14 protein-coding genes are annotated in these 15,187 nt (G+C 72.1%); 9 read left to right on the forward strand and 5 right to left on the reverse strand.

What is annotated here, in order from left to right:
• Positions 1 to 45 precede the first annotated feature (45 nt).
• A complete protein-coding gene (locus VT52_RS24270) occupies positions 46 to 948 on the forward strand; it encodes a LysR family transcriptional regulator (protein WP_046420917.1) in 903 nt (300 codons plus the stop codon).
• A gap of 219 nt (positions 949 to 1,167) precedes the next feature.
• Positions 1,168 to 4,176, forward strand: coding sequence for an AfsR/SARP family transcriptional regulator (locus VT52_RS24275; RefSeq protein ID WP_240509860.1), 3,009 nt, complete (start codon positions 1,168 to 1,170; stop codon positions 4,174 to 4,176).
• A 39-nt stretch (positions 4,177 to 4,215) separates the two neighbouring features.
• Here VT52_RS24275 and VT52_RS38120 read toward each other — a convergent pair whose 3' ends face one another.
• Positions 4,216 to 4,392, reverse strand: a complete 177-nt coding sequence (locus tag VT52_RS38120) for a hypothetical protein (protein ID WP_167377735.1) — start codon at positions 4,390 to 4,392, stop codon at positions 4,216 to 4,218.
• Between the two features lie 247 nt (positions 4,393 to 4,639).
• On the opposite strand from VT52_RS38120, the gene VT52_RS24280 reads away from it, so the two are divergent.
• Complete coding sequence (locus VT52_RS24280; protein ID WP_240509861.1) at positions 4,640 to 5,344, forward strand: hemerythrin domain-containing protein; 705 nt, start codon at positions 4,640 to 4,642, stop codon at positions 5,342 to 5,344.
• 86 nt (positions 5,345 to 5,430) lie between these two features.
• Positions 5,431 to 6,378 carry a pyridoxamine 5'-phosphate oxidase family protein gene (locus tag VT52_RS24285; RefSeq protein WP_046420922.1) on the forward strand — a complete coding sequence of 316 codons (948 nt, stop codon included), beginning with the start codon at positions 5,431 to 5,433 and terminating at the stop codon, positions 6,376 to 6,378.
• A gap of 222 nt (positions 6,379 to 6,600) precedes the next feature.
• Here VT52_RS24285 and VT52_RS24290 read toward each other — a convergent pair whose 3' ends face one another.
• The 4 genes from VT52_RS24290 to VT52_RS38130 are packed head-to-tail and all read right to left on the reverse strand — an operon-like array spanning position 6,601 to position 9,888.
• Positions 6,601 to 7,434 carry an energy-coupling factor ABC transporter ATP-binding protein gene (locus tag VT52_RS24290; RefSeq protein WP_046420924.1) on the reverse strand — a complete coding sequence of 278 codons (834 nt, stop codon included), beginning with the start codon at positions 7,432 to 7,434 and terminating at the stop codon, positions 6,601 to 6,603.
• The gene (locus VT52_RS24295) at positions 7,431 to 8,300 is read right to left on the reverse strand and encodes an energy-coupling factor ABC transporter ATP-binding protein (protein WP_046420926.1); all 870 of its coding nucleotides are present in this window, start codon (positions 8,298 to 8,300) and stop codon (positions 7,431 to 7,433) included. The genes VT52_RS24290 and VT52_RS24295 overlap by 4 nt, the downstream gene beginning before the upstream one ends.
• Complete coding sequence (locus VT52_RS38125) at positions 8,297 to 9,082, reverse strand: energy-coupling factor transporter transmembrane component T family protein (RefSeq protein ID WP_046420929.1); 786 nt, start codon at positions 9,080 to 9,082, stop codon at positions 8,297 to 8,299. Before VT52_RS38125 ends, VT52_RS24295 begins: the two co-directional genes overlap by 4 nt.
• Positions 9,079 to 9,888, reverse strand: a complete 810-nt coding sequence (locus tag VT52_RS38130; protein WP_046420931.1) for a hypothetical protein — start codon at positions 9,886 to 9,888, stop codon at positions 9,079 to 9,081. The genes VT52_RS38125 and VT52_RS38130 overlap by 4 nt, the downstream gene beginning before the upstream one ends.
• 290 nt (positions 9,889 to 10,178) lie before the next feature.
• Here VT52_RS38130 and VT52_RS24310 point away from each other — a divergent pair, with 290 nt between their 5' ends.
• The 5 genes from VT52_RS24310 to VT52_RS38135 all read left to right on the forward strand — a co-directional run bounded on the left by VT52_RS24310 (position 10,179) and on the right by VT52_RS38135 (position 15,137).
• Positions 10,179 to 11,171, forward strand: a complete 993-nt coding sequence (locus VT52_RS24310; protein WP_046420933.1) for a thymidylate synthase — start codon at positions 10,179 to 10,181, stop codon at positions 11,169 to 11,171.
• An 87-nt stretch (positions 11,172 to 11,258) separates the two neighbouring features.
• On the forward strand, positions 11,259 to 13,061 hold the full coding sequence (locus tag VT52_RS24315) for a B12-binding domain-containing radical SAM protein (RefSeq protein ID WP_053055499.1): 1,803 nt from the start codon (positions 11,259 to 11,261) through the stop codon (positions 13,059 to 13,061).
• A gap of 23 nt (positions 13,062 to 13,084) precedes the next feature.
• Entirely contained in the window at positions 13,085 to 13,780 is a 696-nt protein-coding gene (locus VT52_RS24320) for a hypothetical protein (RefSeq protein WP_143070909.1), read from the forward strand.
• The gene (locus VT52_RS24325; protein ID WP_071387637.1) at positions 13,777 to 14,589 is read left to right on the forward strand and encodes an HAD family hydrolase; all 813 of its coding nucleotides are present in this window, start codon (positions 13,777 to 13,779) and stop codon (positions 14,587 to 14,589) included. The genes VT52_RS24320 and VT52_RS24325 overlap by 4 nt, the downstream gene beginning before the upstream one ends.
• The gene (locus VT52_RS38135) at positions 14,586 to 15,137 is read left to right on the forward strand and encodes a P-loop NTPase family protein (protein ID WP_167377736.1); all 552 of its coding nucleotides are present in this window, start codon (positions 14,586 to 14,588) and stop codon (positions 15,135 to 15,137) included. The genes VT52_RS24325 and VT52_RS38135 overlap by 4 nt, the downstream gene beginning before the upstream one ends.
• Positions 15,138 to 15,187: the final 50 nt, after the last annotated feature.

Raw genomic sequence — 15,187 nt, forward strand, 5'->3', positions numbered from 1 at the left:
CGTCATGCGCCCGGCGCATGACAGCGCGCGACGTAGGCTGGGCGGATGGACGTCGATCTGCGGCTCGTGCGCTATTTCACGGTCGTGGCGGAGTACGGCAACTTCGGCCGGGCCGCCACCAGGCTGCACCTGGCGCAGCCGTCGCTCAGCCGCCAGATCCAGCGACTGGAAGCTCAGCTCGGTGTCCGGCTTTTCGACCGCTCGCCGCAGGGCAGCAGCCTCACCGACGCCGGTCGGGCGTTCCTTCCCCGGGCCCGGATCCTGCTCCATGACGCCGAGCGAGCCGCTCGCACGGCCAGAGCCGCCGTGCGCCCTCGTACCGTCATCGTCGGCTGCGCCGAAGGACTGTTCATCACCGCCTGTATGCGGGAACTGCGCCGCCGGCATCCTGAAGGCCAGGTCCGCACCCGGCACCTCGACTGGCGGGACACGCGCGCTCTCACCGAGGGACGGGTCGATGCCCTCATCGCGTACGAACCCCTGCCCTTCCCCACGCACGGCTTCCGGGTGACCACGCTCCATGAGGAACCGCGGGTGCTCGTCACATCGACGAGCCATCCTCTGGCGAACGAGAAGGTGGTCAGCCTGCGGGCCCTGGCGGACGAGGAACTGGTGGCCTGCGTCAGCACCCCGGTTGTCTGGAGCACTCCCAGGCCGGCCGGCGGCCGGCCGGCGCCACTTCAGCCCGCCGTCGACGACAGCTTCGAGGACAAGCTGGAGCTCGTCGCCACCGGCCACTGCGTCGCGCTCTTCCCTGCCGGCGATCGGCGCGCCGCGGTACACGAGGACATCGCCCTGGTTCCCGTCACCGACACCGATCCCTGCCAGGTGGTGCTCGTCACGCGCGCCGACGACCCGAACCCGCTGCTCGCATCGCTGGAGGACGTCGCACGTACAGTGCTCGGCACGGTCCCCTCGCAGGAGAGCAGCGCGCTGCCGGTCGGCTGACCCCTCGCGCCCGTGTCCGAGACAGGTCGCTCCGGCGGTATTCGGCCGGCCCCGTCTCTGTGGCGCACCCCACGGCACACTCCCTCGCCTCCTGCGCCCCGGAACTCTCCGTGACCGACCCGCCCGTGCCGGTAGCGCGTTGGAGTCGGTCGCGAGCGTCGGTAGGCTCTGCGCCCTCGGGGCCGGAGGAAGGCCCGGCAGGGCCTTCGGGAGGCGTGCGTGGCGATACATCGGTTCTCGGTGCTCGGACCTCTGGGCGTGCATCGCGGAGCGGACGTCCTCGCCGCCGGGCCTCCCCAGCAGCAGGCGATGCTCGCGGTGCTCCTGCTCAGCCGGAACAAGACCGCGACCGCGTGCGACCTGCTGGAGGCGCTGTGGGGCGACCGCCCGCCCGGTCGCCCCATGAACACCATCCGCACCTACGCGTGGCGCTGGCGCAAGCTGCTGGAGCCGGATCCCGCCGGTCCCTCCGTGCTCGTCGCCCGCGGGGACGGCTACGAACTGGCCGTCCCCGACGACCGCGTGGACGCGCTGGTGGCCGAGCGCCTGATCGCCGACGCCGGGCGCGCACTGCGACGCGGCGAGTCGGACGCGGCCCGCACCCTGCTGCGGCAGGCGCAGGACCTGTGGCGCGGCGAACCCCTCCTCGGTGTGCCCGGCCCGTTCGCCGAGCGCCAGCGGCAGCGCCTGCGCGGGCTGTGGCTGGACCTGTCGGAACAGCGGATCACCCTGGACCTGCGCGGAGGCCGCACCGAACAGTGCGTCCGGGACCTGACCGAACTGGTGGCCGCCGATCCGCTGCGTGAACGCTCCCACGCCCTGCTCATGGAGGCGCTCCACCGGGAGGGCAGGCGGGCCGACGCCCTCGCCGCGTTCCGGCACGCCCGCGAGATCCTCGTCGACGAACTGGGTGTCGAACCGGGCCCGGAACTGGCCGCACTGCACCAGAACATCCTGACCGGTGCCCCGGCGGAGCCCGCCGCACCGGAGCGGGGCCGGTCCGACGACGACCACGACGGAGCCGCGCCCGGCCTCCGGCCGCTGCCGCCCCCGCCCGCCCAGCTTCCCCCCGCCCTGCCGGACTTCACGGGCCGTGAGGAACTCCTGGCCGGGCTCGCCGGGGCGCTCACCGAGCAGGACCGGCCCGCGCCGGCGGTCGTCGCCTTGTCGGGCATGGGCGGCGTGGGCAAGACCTCCCTCGCCGTGCAGACGGCCCACCGGGTGCGCCGCTCCTTCCCCGACGGTCAGCTCTACGCCGACCTGCGGGGCAACGCCGGCCGTCCGGTGCCCGCCGAGACGGTCCTCGCCGACTTCCTCATGGCCCTGGGCACCGACCCGGGGTCCCTGCCCGAGGCGCTCGCGGCCCGGTCCGCCCTGTTCCGCTCCGCCGTCGACGGCAGACGCCTGCTTCTCGTCCTGGACGACGCGCACGACGCCGCCCAGGTGCGGCCGCTGCTGCCGGGCACGCCGGGCTGTGCCGTGGTGATCACCAGCAGGACCCGGCTGAGCTCTCTGCCCGCCTGCTTCCAACGGGATCTCGACGTGCTGACCCCGGTCGAGGCGCTGCGGATGCTGGCGCGCACCACGGACCGGCGGCGCGTCGACGCCGAGCCCGTCGCCGCCCGGGAGGTGCTCGACGCCTGTGGGCACCTCCCGTTGGCCGTACGCGTCGTGGCCGCCCGGCTGTCGGCGCGTCCCGGCTGGAGCATCGGCACGCTCGGCGAGCGGCTCCGGGCCGAGCACCGGCGCATCGACGAGCTGCGCACCGGCGACCTCGCGGTACGGGCCACGTTCGAGCTGGGCTACCGGCAACTGACGTCCGACCAGGCGAGGGCCTTCCGGCAGGCGGCGCTCCTGGAGGGCCCCGTCGTCGCGGTGTCCACGGCGGCCGCGGTCCTCGGAGTGCCGGAGCCCGACGCGGAGGACCTGCTGGAGTCCCTCGTCGATCTGGCCGTCCTCCAGGCACCGCATCCCGGGCGCTACCGATTTCACGACCTGCTGCGGCTGTTCGCCCGGCAGAAGTCCCGGACGGAACACCCGGGCGAGACGGTTGCCGTGAGGCATCGTCAGCTCGACTTCCTCCTCGCCACGGCTCGCGAGGCGTTCCGGTGGGCGGTCCCCGACGACCCCGTCGGCGGGGCCCTCGCGGAGACGGGCACCGCGGGGCGGGCCTTCGCCGATTCCAGGTCCGCCCGACGGTGGGCGGTGGACGAGAGCGAGGCCGCGCTCACCCTCGCCGGCCGGATCGCCGACGGCATCCTCGGCCCCGGCCGCCCGGTGGACCGGCCGGACGGTGCGACCGACCCGGCGGCACGGCCCGGCGCGGACGGTGTACCGGCTCTCCGGCGGGCCGTGGACCTGCTGATCGCGCTGTCGCCGTTCGGCCCCGATCCGCGGCTGGGGGAGGGGCTGCCGACCGTGCGGCGGCTGGCGGAGGCGGCCGTGGGTCTCCAGGACCGCCGCACCGAGGGCCGGGCACGGTTCCTGCTCGGTACCTATCACCTGGCGGCGGGGGAGCCGGTGCGGGCCGAGGCGCAGGCACGTGCCGCGGCGCGGGCGTGCCGGGAGAGCGACGACCTGGTCGTCCTGCGCCAGGCGGCCAACGACCTCGGGCTGATCACCTCCTACCTGGGGCGCCCCGGCGAAGCCGTCGGCCACTACGACGAGGCGATCGCACTCGCCCGCGCCCTGGGACACCGCTCGGGCGAACTGGTGACGACCGTCAACGCGGCACTCGCCCGGGTGCGCGGCGGGCAGGCCGCCGAGGCCGTCTCCGCCTGCGAATCGGTCCTGCGCGGGCTTCGGTCCCGCCCCGACGACGTCGTACGAGCCTTCACCCACTACGTGCTGGGTCTGGCCCTGCACGCGCTGTGCCGCTACGAGGAGGCAGTCACCGCCTTCAACGACTGCCTCACCGTCTCCCGGAACGCGGGCCTGCGCAGCCACACCGCCCAGGCTCGCTTCCGGATGGCCGACAGTCTGCGGGCCCTGGGGAGCCGGCGGACGGCACTGGAGCACGCGCGGGAGTCGCTGGCGGCGCTGGAGGAGGCGGGGGCCGCCCGGGACGTCGCACAGTGTCTCGTGGTGCTGGGAAGGATCTGGACGGACCTCGGCGACTTCACCGCTGCCCGCGGCTGCCTGGAGCGGGCCAGGGAGAGCAGCCTGCGCCTGGGCCTGCCCGACACCGAGGGGATCGCCGCGCTGCTGGACGCCGTACCGGCCGCCTGACATCGGTCGGGGGCCGGCACGACGCCCGCGGGGCGCGGATCAAGAGGGGTCGTAACCCGTCCCCATGCTGTTCCAGCTCACCCAGCCGTTCGCGCGCACCGCGGCGGTCGGCTGGGACGTGATGCGAACCCCCACGAGCAGCACGGCGACGCCCGACAGCGCCACGGCTACGACGGTGCGGATGGTGGTGTTCCGGTAACGCTTGCTTCTGGCCATCGGCGGCCCGATCTCCCTCATGGACGGCAGCCGGCGCGATCGTGCGCCGGTCGAGTCGGTCGGTGGTGACGTGCCCAGGGTCGCGGCATCCGATCTATGCGCGATCGACGCCGATTCTACGGTCCGTGACATCGCCCGTGGCGCAAGGGTTCGCGCCGGGACACGGCCGTCGACGCACCGTAGAACGGCTGTGGAGCGCGCCTTGCGACGCTGTGCGGGAACTGCTCCTCCCACTTGGAGAAAAGCCTTGCCCCCCAGCACCGAACCCGTCCGGCCCGCTATGCCCGCCGTCGTCCCGGACCGGCCGTACACGCATGAAATGGTCATCGTCCACCGGGTGTTCCGGCGCGAGGCCGCCCTCCTTCCCCGGCTCGTGCGCGCCGTGCCCGTGGGTGACACCGTGCGGGCACGGGTGGTCGCTGAGTACGCGCAGGAGTACGCGGACGGTCTGCGCCACCATCACCACCTCGAGGACGAGTTGATCTGGCCGCTGCTGCGCACCCGTGCGGGTGCCCGGCAGGAGTCGGTGGACCGCATGACAGGTCAGCACGAGGTGATCGACGCGACGCTGGCACGCCTGCCCGGCATGCTCGGCCGGTGGCGCGCCGACGCGGCCCCGGCGACGACACGGGCGCTGGCCGATCTCCTGGACGAGCACCGCGACGCGCTGACCGAGCACCTGGACGACGAGGAGCGTCTGGTCCTTCCCCTGGTGGCCGATCATCTCACCGTCGCCGAGTGGGACTTGGTGGGCCGGCGCGGGCTGGAAGCCCTGCCGAGGAACAAGGTGCTGCCGGCACTGGGCGCGATCCTGGAGGACGCCACGGCCGAGGAGCGGGCATGGTTCCTCGGCAGGGCGCCGCTCGCCGGCCGCCTGCTGTGGCGGTTCGTCGGCCGACGCCGGTACGCGGCACGTTGCCGCACCCTGCGCGGGGCTCCGGGGACCGACTGACCATGTCCGCCCCCCTGAGTCCTTCGCACCCCCTGGCTCCCGCTCGTCGCGGCCGAGCCGGTTCCTCCGTCGGAGAGTCCCGGACCATGCACCCGATCGACGCAGCCCTCGGTGCCGTCATCGATTCCTACCGCACCTGCGAGTTCACCACCCTCGGCTCCGTCGGCACGCCGCTGACCTGGCCGACCGCCGCCTCGCGCAATCCGGACGGGACGTTCCTGATCACCACCAGTCTCGCCTTCGCGCAGAAGGCGCTGAACGTACGCCGTGACGGCCGGGTGGCCCTGCTGTTCTCCGATCCCACCGGGAGCGGTGCCCGCGAGGCGCCCCAGGTCTTCGTCAGCGGCACGGCCGACTGCCCGGAGGAGATCCACACCGGACCCGACGAGGCGGCCGAGTACTGGCGCACGATGTTCCGGCGCCAGCCGCACTCCCGGGCGTTCGTACGCAGACCGGGCCGTTGGTTCATGGACTGGTACTACCTGCGGTTCTTCATCACCGTCACGCCCGAGCATGTCGAAGTACGCCCACCGCTCGCCCATGCCGTGGACACGCGCTCCCACGACGACCGGTCCGCCGGGGCCGCGTCGGCCGCATCGGCGGACATCCCGGGGGCCGATCTCATCGCCCGCTACCCGAGTGCCGTGCTCGGTGCGAGAGACGCCGGTCGCGCACCGCTGCTGGCCCGTGTGCGGCCCCGCATCACGACCGACGGCTTCGGCATTCCCGCGACGGCGCTGGAGGGCGCCGAGCCGGGACGGGCCAGTCTGCTGGTGCACCGGCACGACGAACTGCTCGACGGCATGCACAACGCCTTGGTCTGCGGAGAACTCGTGTCCCGCGGGGACGAGTGGACACTGGTTCCCGAGCGGGTGGTCGAACCGGCCGGCTCGGGCGGCCCCCGGGACGCCTTTCGCACACTGCGTACGGCCCGCCGCTCGACATCCCGCTATCTGCGCGCCCGCGGCATCGCCCGCCCACGTGTGCGGTGGGACCGCTTCCGGGACCTCGCCCAGCCGGAGAGCGCCGGCTGAGACGGACCCGTCGGGATCCGTCCCGACGGGTCCCCTGCCGCCACGGCCTCCGTGGGCGTCGGCCGAGGCACCCCTGTGTGCCGGTTTCCGCGCCCCGTCCTCGGACCGCCGCCGGACATCCGCGGCTCCTCCGCCACGTCATTGCCGGGGAGGCATCCTCGGTCCACCGTCGGTGAGACCCTGGCGAGGAAGGGCACCGGGCTCCCGGGACCGGCTTCCGGGTCAGGGAGAGGTGGACGGGACCGGTGCGGGGCCGGGCCCGGGGGACAGACGATCGAGGAAGCCCGTCACCGTCGTCACCGGGCGTTCCCAGCCCAGCCGGTGGCCGAGGCGTGTCATCTGGGGCAGTTCCAGGCTCCCGTCGGCCGCGTCGGCGACGTACGCGGGCCAGTGGGCGACCGGGCCGTCCCAGGCGATGCGGCCGCCCGCCAGGACGATCACGCGGTCGAAGTGCTCCACGCAGAAGTCCATGTCGTGGGTGACGGTGAGGACGGTCCGGCCGTCGGCGGCCAGGCCGTCGACCAGGTTCCCCAACAGGACGACCGAGGCGTGGTCCTGACCCGTCGTCGGCTCGTCCAGGACGACCACCGGGGTGTCCATGGCCAGGACCGAGGCGAGGGCGACCCGCTTGCGTACGCCGAGTGACAAGTGGTGGGGATGGGTGTCACGCCACTGCGTGAGGCCCGTGAGCCGCAGGGCGGACTCGACCAGCTCCGCGCGGCGGGCGGGCGGGAAGCGGAGGTTGCGCGGTCCGAAGCCCACCTCCTTGACGACGCTCGCCGCGTGCAGTTGGTCGTCCGGGTTCTGGAAGACGAATCCCACGGTACGGGCGAGTTCGGCGATGCCGAGCCCGTCGGTTCGGCGCCCGTCGATCTCGATGGTTCCGGAGGCCGGACGTTCGATGCCGACGAGATGGCGGGCGAGAGTGCTCTTGCCCGCCCCGTTGGCGCCGACGATCGCGACCCGTTCACCGGCCGCGACCTGGAAGGACACCCCGTCCAGGGCGGTGGTGCCGGTGGGGTAGCGGAACGTCAGGGAATCGACCCTTATGATCATCGCCGGTCTCCTCGCGCGAGGCGGTCCGTCGTCTCGCCGAAGCCCTCGGCGGCGGCGTCGAGCGTCACCGGCAGCGGCTGCCGGTCCGGCCACAGCCCCCGCGCCGCGGCGTGGCGCGCGGCCACCGTGTAGCGCAGCGGGGCGACCCCCCACTCCTCCAGCCGTTCGTCCGCCAGTACCTCCCCGGGCGTGCCCTGCGCCACGATCGTTCCCCGGTCGAGCACGAGGACGCGGTCGGCCGCGCCGGCCAGGCGCTCCATGCGGTGTTCGATCAGCAGGACGGTCACGCCCTGTTCCCTGAGGGTGCCGAGCGCCTCGAAGACCAGCGCGTTCCCGGCCGCGTCGAGCTGCGAGGTCGGTTCGTCGAGCACCATGACGGTGGGCCGCATGACCAGGATCGATCCGATGGCCAGCAGCTGCTGCTGCCCGCCCGACAGCTCGTACGGCGACCGGTCGCGCACCCCGGTGAGCCCGAGGTCGTCCAGGACGGGGTCGATCCGGGCCGCCATCTCCTCCCGCGGGACGCCGAGATTCTCCAGGCCGAAGGCGATCTCCTCGCGCACGGAGAAGCGGGCGCCGGAGATCTGGTTGAACGGATTCTGCATGACGAGCCCGACCTCGCCGACCAGTCCGGACAGCGGAGTCTCGGCCAGGTCCCGGCCGTTGACCCGGACCACCCCATGCGCCGTACCGCCGGTGAGATGGGGGACGGTGCCGCTCACCACGCCGGCCAGGGTGCTCTTGCCCGCGCCGCCGCCGCCCACCACCGCGCACAGTTCGCGGGGGGCGACCTCGAAGGCGACGTCGGCGAGGGCGGGCCGGGAGGCGGTGGGATAGGTGAAGGAGAAACCCTTTACTTCGATCAACGCAGTACTCCCCACACGTTCACGGTGACCGCGGCGACGGCGCAGAGCAGCATGGCGGCGCGGAGGAAACGCTGGGCCCCGCTGTCCGGCACCTCGGTGAGGCTCGTGGGACGGCGGGTGGCGCCGAAGCCCCGGGTCTCCATGGCGGCGGCGCGTTCCCCCACGTCGGTGAAGGCGCCGAGGATCAGCGGGCCCATCAGCGGTACCAGCGCCCGTGCCCGGCCGCGCAGGCCGTGGATCACCTGGCCGCGTGCCTGCTGGGCGTGCAGGATGCGGGTGGCGCGGCGGTTGAGCGCCGGCACGATCTGCAGCGACGCCGACACGATGTAGACGAGGCTCGGCGACACCTTGCGTTCGCTCAGGGCGCTCATGAAGGCCCCGGCGTGGGTGGTGAGGAGTAGGAGGAAGAACCCGCTCATCAGCACCAGGATGTGCAGCGCCGTCTGAAGGGCGAAGGAGACGCCCTCGCGCTTCAGTTCCAGTGGGCCGAGCCGGGCAATGACGTCATGGGCGCCGGGAAGGAAGAATCCCTGGATGAGGAACAGCACCACGGCCGCCGGAACCCAGAACGTGGCGAGCAGCAGGAGGAATCGGCGTGACACTCCCGCGCCGATCGCGGCCGGAAGGAGGAGAGCACCGAAGAGCAGCAGGGGCCACCGGTAATCCACCACGGCGAAAGCGCATACGGTCACGGTGACGGCGAAGGCGAGTTTCGTCAGGGGATTGAGCCGGTGAATGCCGGAAGCACCGGTCGCGTGGGCGGTGTCCCGCACGGCGTTCATACGGCCCTCACCAGATCTGCCCGCGGCGCCAGGATGTGCCGGTCCCGGACGAACGGGAAGCGGTGGAGGAATCCCGGCGGAAGGCCCCTGAGAATGGCCATCGCGAGTAGCACCGTCAACGCCTTGTCGAGAGGATCGGCCACCAGCCCCTGCAGCGTGGCCGCTTTGAGCATGCCGTTCCCGAACGCCTGGAAGGTCGCGATGAGCGCGGACTGGCCCACCGATCCGCCGGCGTTGCCGAAGACGAAGGCGGTGATGGGGGCGGAGATGATGCCCGCCACCACTCCGATCAAGCCACCCGCGAGCACCGCCGTGGGCAGCCGCCGGAACATCCCCGCGCGCGCCAGCAGCCCCGCGGTGAAGCCGATCATGGCCGCCGTCACGGCGTACGGCAGGGCGCCGGGCGTGATCGTCATACCCACGATGACGCTGGCGAGCGCCCCGGTCGCGGCCCCGGCGGCCGGCCCCGCGACCACTCCGACCAGCACGGTCCCTATGGAGTCCAGCTGCAGCGGCAGGCCGCTGAAGTAGACGATCTTGCCCATCACGATGTTCACCGTGATGGCCACGGGTAACAGCGCGACGGTGGTGGGAGGCAGGCGGGCCACCGCGCCGGAGACGATCAGCAGGGCGCCGAGCGTGTAACCCACCAGCGCGAGCAGCGCGATCGGGCCACCCACGCCGTGCTTCGAGGTGGGGTGGACGGCGATGAGCCCGGCGTAGGTCGCGAGCACCACGCCGGTGCCCCACCCGATGCGCCATCGCTCGTCCAGCCATGGTGGGGCGGAGCGATTGAAACCAGCCATTATTTGACCTCATTCCACCGACGGCCAGGTAATTACCGGAAATTCAAGCGCGCACACTAGCAGGGCCTCTCCAATGCGTGTCAACGCTCCGTGACTTTACCGATTCCTGGGCAACCGAGGCGATCGGAGCACCGTAACTCACCTATTTCAGGGGCTGGTTGACAACGATCAGGTGGCTGGTGTGGGATCGCTCGGGTAGCTGGCCAACAGGTCACGACGGTTTGTCCGGGTTGACGGGAGGTGAACTCCCCGCCATCTCCCGGACAGCTCTCAGAATTAAGGAACGCGGCATGGATGTTTTCCGTTCTTTTGCTGATGCCTATACGTCCGGCCTCCAGGCGGTCCTCGACGAGGGAAGCGACATCCCCTCTGTCCGCGACCCGCTCTCCAAGGCGTCCGACTTCGGCCGCAACGACCGCCCCTACCGCGAAGTCATCGCCCACCGCAGCACGATCGAGAACCCGACTTCCTGTCTCGCGGTCACCCCGCACCTGCCGGTGAACCTCTCCTACTGTTTCGGTCTCCTCGCCTGGTCCCTCGACGGGCGCAACGACGTGGACACCCCCGCGTACTACCGCCGGGGCGCCCACGAGTACTCGGACGACCAGCACACCCTCAGCGGCGCCTTCGGCCACCGGCTCATCACGGCCAACGGGAACCAGCTGGAGGAGGTCGTCGGCCGCATCGAGCGCGACCCCGCCCACCGCCGTGCCTTCGCCCTGGTCCTGGAGCCGCAGGACAACTTCCGGCAGTCGCGGGAGTACCCCTGCGCCGTGGGCGTGCACCTCTTCCTGCGGGACGGAGCCCTCGTCTGGCTCACCATGATGCGTGCCCAGCAGGCGCTGACCGTCCTGCCCTACGACGCCTTCCTGTTCATGGGCATGCAGCAGTACGCCGCCGGTCTGCTCGGCGTACCCGTCGGCCGGTACATCCACCAGGCCGGCACGTTCCACTTCTACGACAACGAGACCGCGCTCGCCCGGAAGATCGCGGACGACCCGGCGCTCCCGGCCTCCCTGCCGGCCTTCCCCACGGACCCGGAGGGCGCCCGCGAGGCGGCGCGGGAACTCGTCGACCTCGAATCCCGGCTCCGCGTGGCCGCCCAGGCGCAGGACACCGCCACGGTCGACAAGATAGCCGCGACACCGGCCGTCACCGACTTCGCGGACGTGGCCCGCGCCTGCCTGGCCACCCACGCCTATCGCAAGCTCGGCGACACCACCTCCCTGGTGACCAGCCGCGCGGCCGAGCCCGCCGTGGCCGATCTGATCTCCTCGATCTGATCACCGGAATCGCAGGCATCCCACGTGATACTGACGATCCGTCCACCCCTGGAAACCCGACGTCCCGACTCCGCCGCCCGGCAGGAGATGGCCGACCGCCTCTCCCGCCGCCGCGAACTCTTCGAGCGAGCCGCCGACACCGCCCCCCGGCCCGCCCGGGACCCCTACCTCTTCCCGGTCATGGCCGCCCTCGTCCCCGTCGCCACCAGCCGCGGCGGAGAGGTCGCCTACCCGGGCGATCCCATGTGCCTCTACTCGGCGCTCTCCCTCACCATCGAGCGCTCCGTCAACCGCCTGGCACACGGACTCCCCGCACAGCCGTCGCTGGACGATGTCGCCGCCGACTGGGGCCACTACCCGGACGACGCCTACCGCCGCGCCGAGGACGGCCCCCGCTCCGTGCTCGTGGCGGACAGCCGTACCACCGACGGTCATGTCTTCGACCCACGCATCTGGGACGACGTGGCCCGCACGGCGTTCATCACCGAACTCCGGGCGCTGCGCCCCAAGGTGCTGCTGCTCAGCTCGGTCTCGGCCGGCCACCGCTACGCGCTGGAGATGGCCGAACTGGCCAAGGAGTACGCCCCCGGCTGCCTGGTGATCGTCGGCGGCCGGCACGCCGACGAGACCGTCCGCTACCGCGACGCCACCGGCACCGCCGACCTGTCCTGGAGCAGCACGGTGGAAGTCATCCGCGACGGGCGCGCCCGGCCCGTGGTCGACTTCGTGGTGGCAGGGGACGGATCTCCCCTCCTCGACCTGCTCTTACGCGCGGTCGCACTGGTCATGCCCCCCGGGCCAGGCCCCACGCCCGTCCGGGAGGTCCTCGACGCCCTCGCGCCCGTCGCCGCACACGACGGGACGACCAGAGGGGCCGGCAACATCGTCGGCCTCACCGCGGACGATGCCGTGCTCGTCCCCGTGCGGGGGGAGCGCATCGACGCGGCGCAACTCCCCTCGCCGTACGAGGCCTTCTCCGTGCGGGCCCGGTTCGGGATCTTCACCCGTGCCGGCAGCTCCCCCCTGGGCAGCCGGACCGCCCATGTGATGACACTGGACGCCTGCCCCTTCAAGTGCACCTTCTGCTCAGAGAGCATCCAGGTGTCGCAGCGCCCCACCCGCTTCGCGGTCTCCGAGACCGAGCACGTCGCCCGGCGCATCGAGCGACTCGTCGACTGGGGAACGGAGGCGGCCTTCTTCGACGACCCGGTCTTCTGGGGCGGCAACTGGAAGGCGATCACCGACTTCTGCCACGAGCTGGCCCGACTGCGCGCCCGCCGGCCGGAGCTGGGCTCGTTCGAGTGGGGCGCTCAGCTCACCGTGGACGTCGTCCTCAACCGCGCCAAGGCGCAGGAGGTCCACGCGGCCCTCGACCTCATGAGGGAGAACGGCTGCACGTACGTCTACATCGGCATCGAGAGCATGGCCCAGCGGGTCATGCGCAACGTCGGAAAGAACCTGCTGCGCCGCAACCCCGAGGCCTGGGTCAGCAAGGTGCGGGAGGCCCTGGGCACCATCAGGGACCACGGGATCCGCGTCGGCAGCTCCGTCCTCTTCGGCCTCGACGGCGAGAACCGGGAGACCATCGAGGAGACGATCGAGGAGATAGGCCGCCTCATCGACGACGGACTGCTCGTCATGGCCAGCCCCAACATCCTCACCTACCACCCCGGCACCGCCATCACCGCGGCACACGGGCAGGACCGGCTCGACTACCACTCGCGCAAGGACAACCGGCCGCCCTACACGTACTTCGAAGAGGCGTACCCCGAGGTGGTCTCCCGGCTCCTGGACGAGGACGACATCTGGTTCATCCACGAGGTGTCGGCCAAGCGATGGGGCAGCACCCGCAACAGCGCCGCCGAATCGGCGACCCCCGTGGGCGCATGACGCCCACCAGCGGAAGGATTCCCGTGAAAGACCATGTGCTGGACGTCGACGAGAAGAGCTACTGGGGGCCGTACTACTCGTACTTCCCCGCGCTCGCCCGCTACATCCCGCTGGGCGAGTACGCCCGCCGGGTCCGCCCGAGGGCCTGTGTGCTCGGTGCCTCGGACGGCAAGTTCGCCCTCCCCCTGCTCCGCGCCGGCTGGGAGGTCGTCGGTGTGGAGACCGACGCGCTCTTCCTGAACGGGGGAGAGTTCGACCTCGTCGACGGCCACCACGAGGTCGTCGGCCTTCGGCAACGGCTGGCCTCCGAGGGCCTCACCGACGACTGCACCATCGTCGAACAGGACTACATGACCCTCCCGGCCACGGGCGATTTCCAGCTGGTGATGGGCAGCGGCCTGTGGTCGATGCCCCCCAACCGGGCCCACACCCTGGAGGCGCTCATCCACCACGCGATGGACATGGTCGCGCCGGGCGGCATCTTCTTCGGCGAGTACCTGATCGGGCTCAACGACGAGGAGCGCCGGTGCGGTTACTACCCGCCGCGGGAGGAGATGGACCGCATCGTCGCCAGGCCCGGCTGGCAGCTCCTCGAGAACGCCGACCTCGGCATCCGCGGCGAGAGCCACCTCGGCTACGAAGAATGGCACTACCACCGATACGCCGCCGCCATCGTGCACCGCATGCCGCTGCCCACCACCCCCGAACCGGCCCCGTGACCTCCACGGACACCGCACGGACCGGCGGGCGCCCCCATCTTCCCGGGGGCGCCCGCCCGACGGTCGTCGTCTCGGACCTGGACGGCACCCTCCTGAACGCGGACCACGAGGTCGGAGAGCGCACCCGAGGGGCCCTCACCGCGGCCGCCGCGGCCGGCGTGCACCTGGTGCTCGCCACCGCCCGGCCCGCCTGGTCCGCCCGGCAGGTGCTGCAGCCGCTGCGCGGGCTGGGCGCGTCGCTCGTCTCGTCGAACGGAGCCGTCACCGGCGACCTGGACGATCCCCGGCCGCGGCGGGTCCGCGCCATGGCGCCGGCCCGGGTGCGCGAGGCGCTCACCCTCCTCGGCCCGGTGCCCTGGGCCCTGGACCGCCCCTCCGGGCGGCTGCTGGGACCCGACTGGCCGGACGTCCTCAGCAGCGGCGGCGCCGACGCGCCCCGGGTCGGGGAGGTGCCGGACGACGAGGACGTCCTCTGCCTCATGGCCCTGCGCGCCGTCCCGCCCCCGCCCTCCCTCCTCGCGCCCGCCGGGCTCGGCTGGACCTCCTCGGACGCCGGACTGGTCGAGGTCTCGGCGCCCGGGGCCGACAAACGGTCCGCCGTCTCATGGCTCCTCGACAGCTGGGGGCTGGACTGGAGCACCGTCGTCGCCTTCGGTGACGCGCCCAACGACCTGAGCCTCCTGCGCGCGGCCGCCAGGGGGGTGGCCGTGGCCAACGCCGTTTCTGACGTACGGTCTTCGGCGACGGAACTGACGGCCTCCCACGACGAGGACGGGGTGGCCATGTGGGTGGAGAGGAACCTGCTGTGAGTGAAGTGAACCCTTCCGGCGGCCCACCGGCGGGGAAGGTGTGGATAGTCGGCGGTCCTGGCTGCGGCAAGTCGACCCTCGCCGGACTGCTGACGCGGTCCGAGGCGCCCCCGGTCTGCCTGGACGCCCTGTTCTGGGGACCCGGATGGACGCCGGTGCCGCAGGACACGTTCCTCGCCGAGGTCGGCAAGGCACTGGAGGCCGAACGCTGGGTGGTGGACGGCCAGTTCCCCGCCGCCGTCGAGGCCTACGCGCACACCGCCGACTGCGTGGTCTGGGTCGACCCGCCGCTGCGCGTGGCCTGGCCCCGGCTGCTGCGCCGCACCCTGCGCCGCTGGATACGCCGCGAGAAGCTCTGGGGCGGCACCCGGGAGACCTTGTGGACCGTCGTCGGCCCCCGCTCGATCCTCTGGTACGCCCTCAAGGTCCGGGCCGAGCAACAGCGCGCCAACCAGGACCTGTTCGAGCGCCTGTCGGAGTCCGGCGTGCGCCTCATCCGGTTCCGCGACGGCGACGTACGCGACCTCGCCGCCCGGATCCCTCGTTGACCTTCTCCAGGCCGATGCACCAACCCTCTTGTGAATGTCGGGAGTTACCC

The organism is Streptomyces malaysiense, assembly GCF_000980885.2.
GTDB lineage: Bacteria > Actinomycetota > Actinomycetes > Streptomycetales > Streptomycetaceae > Streptomyces > Streptomyces malaysiense.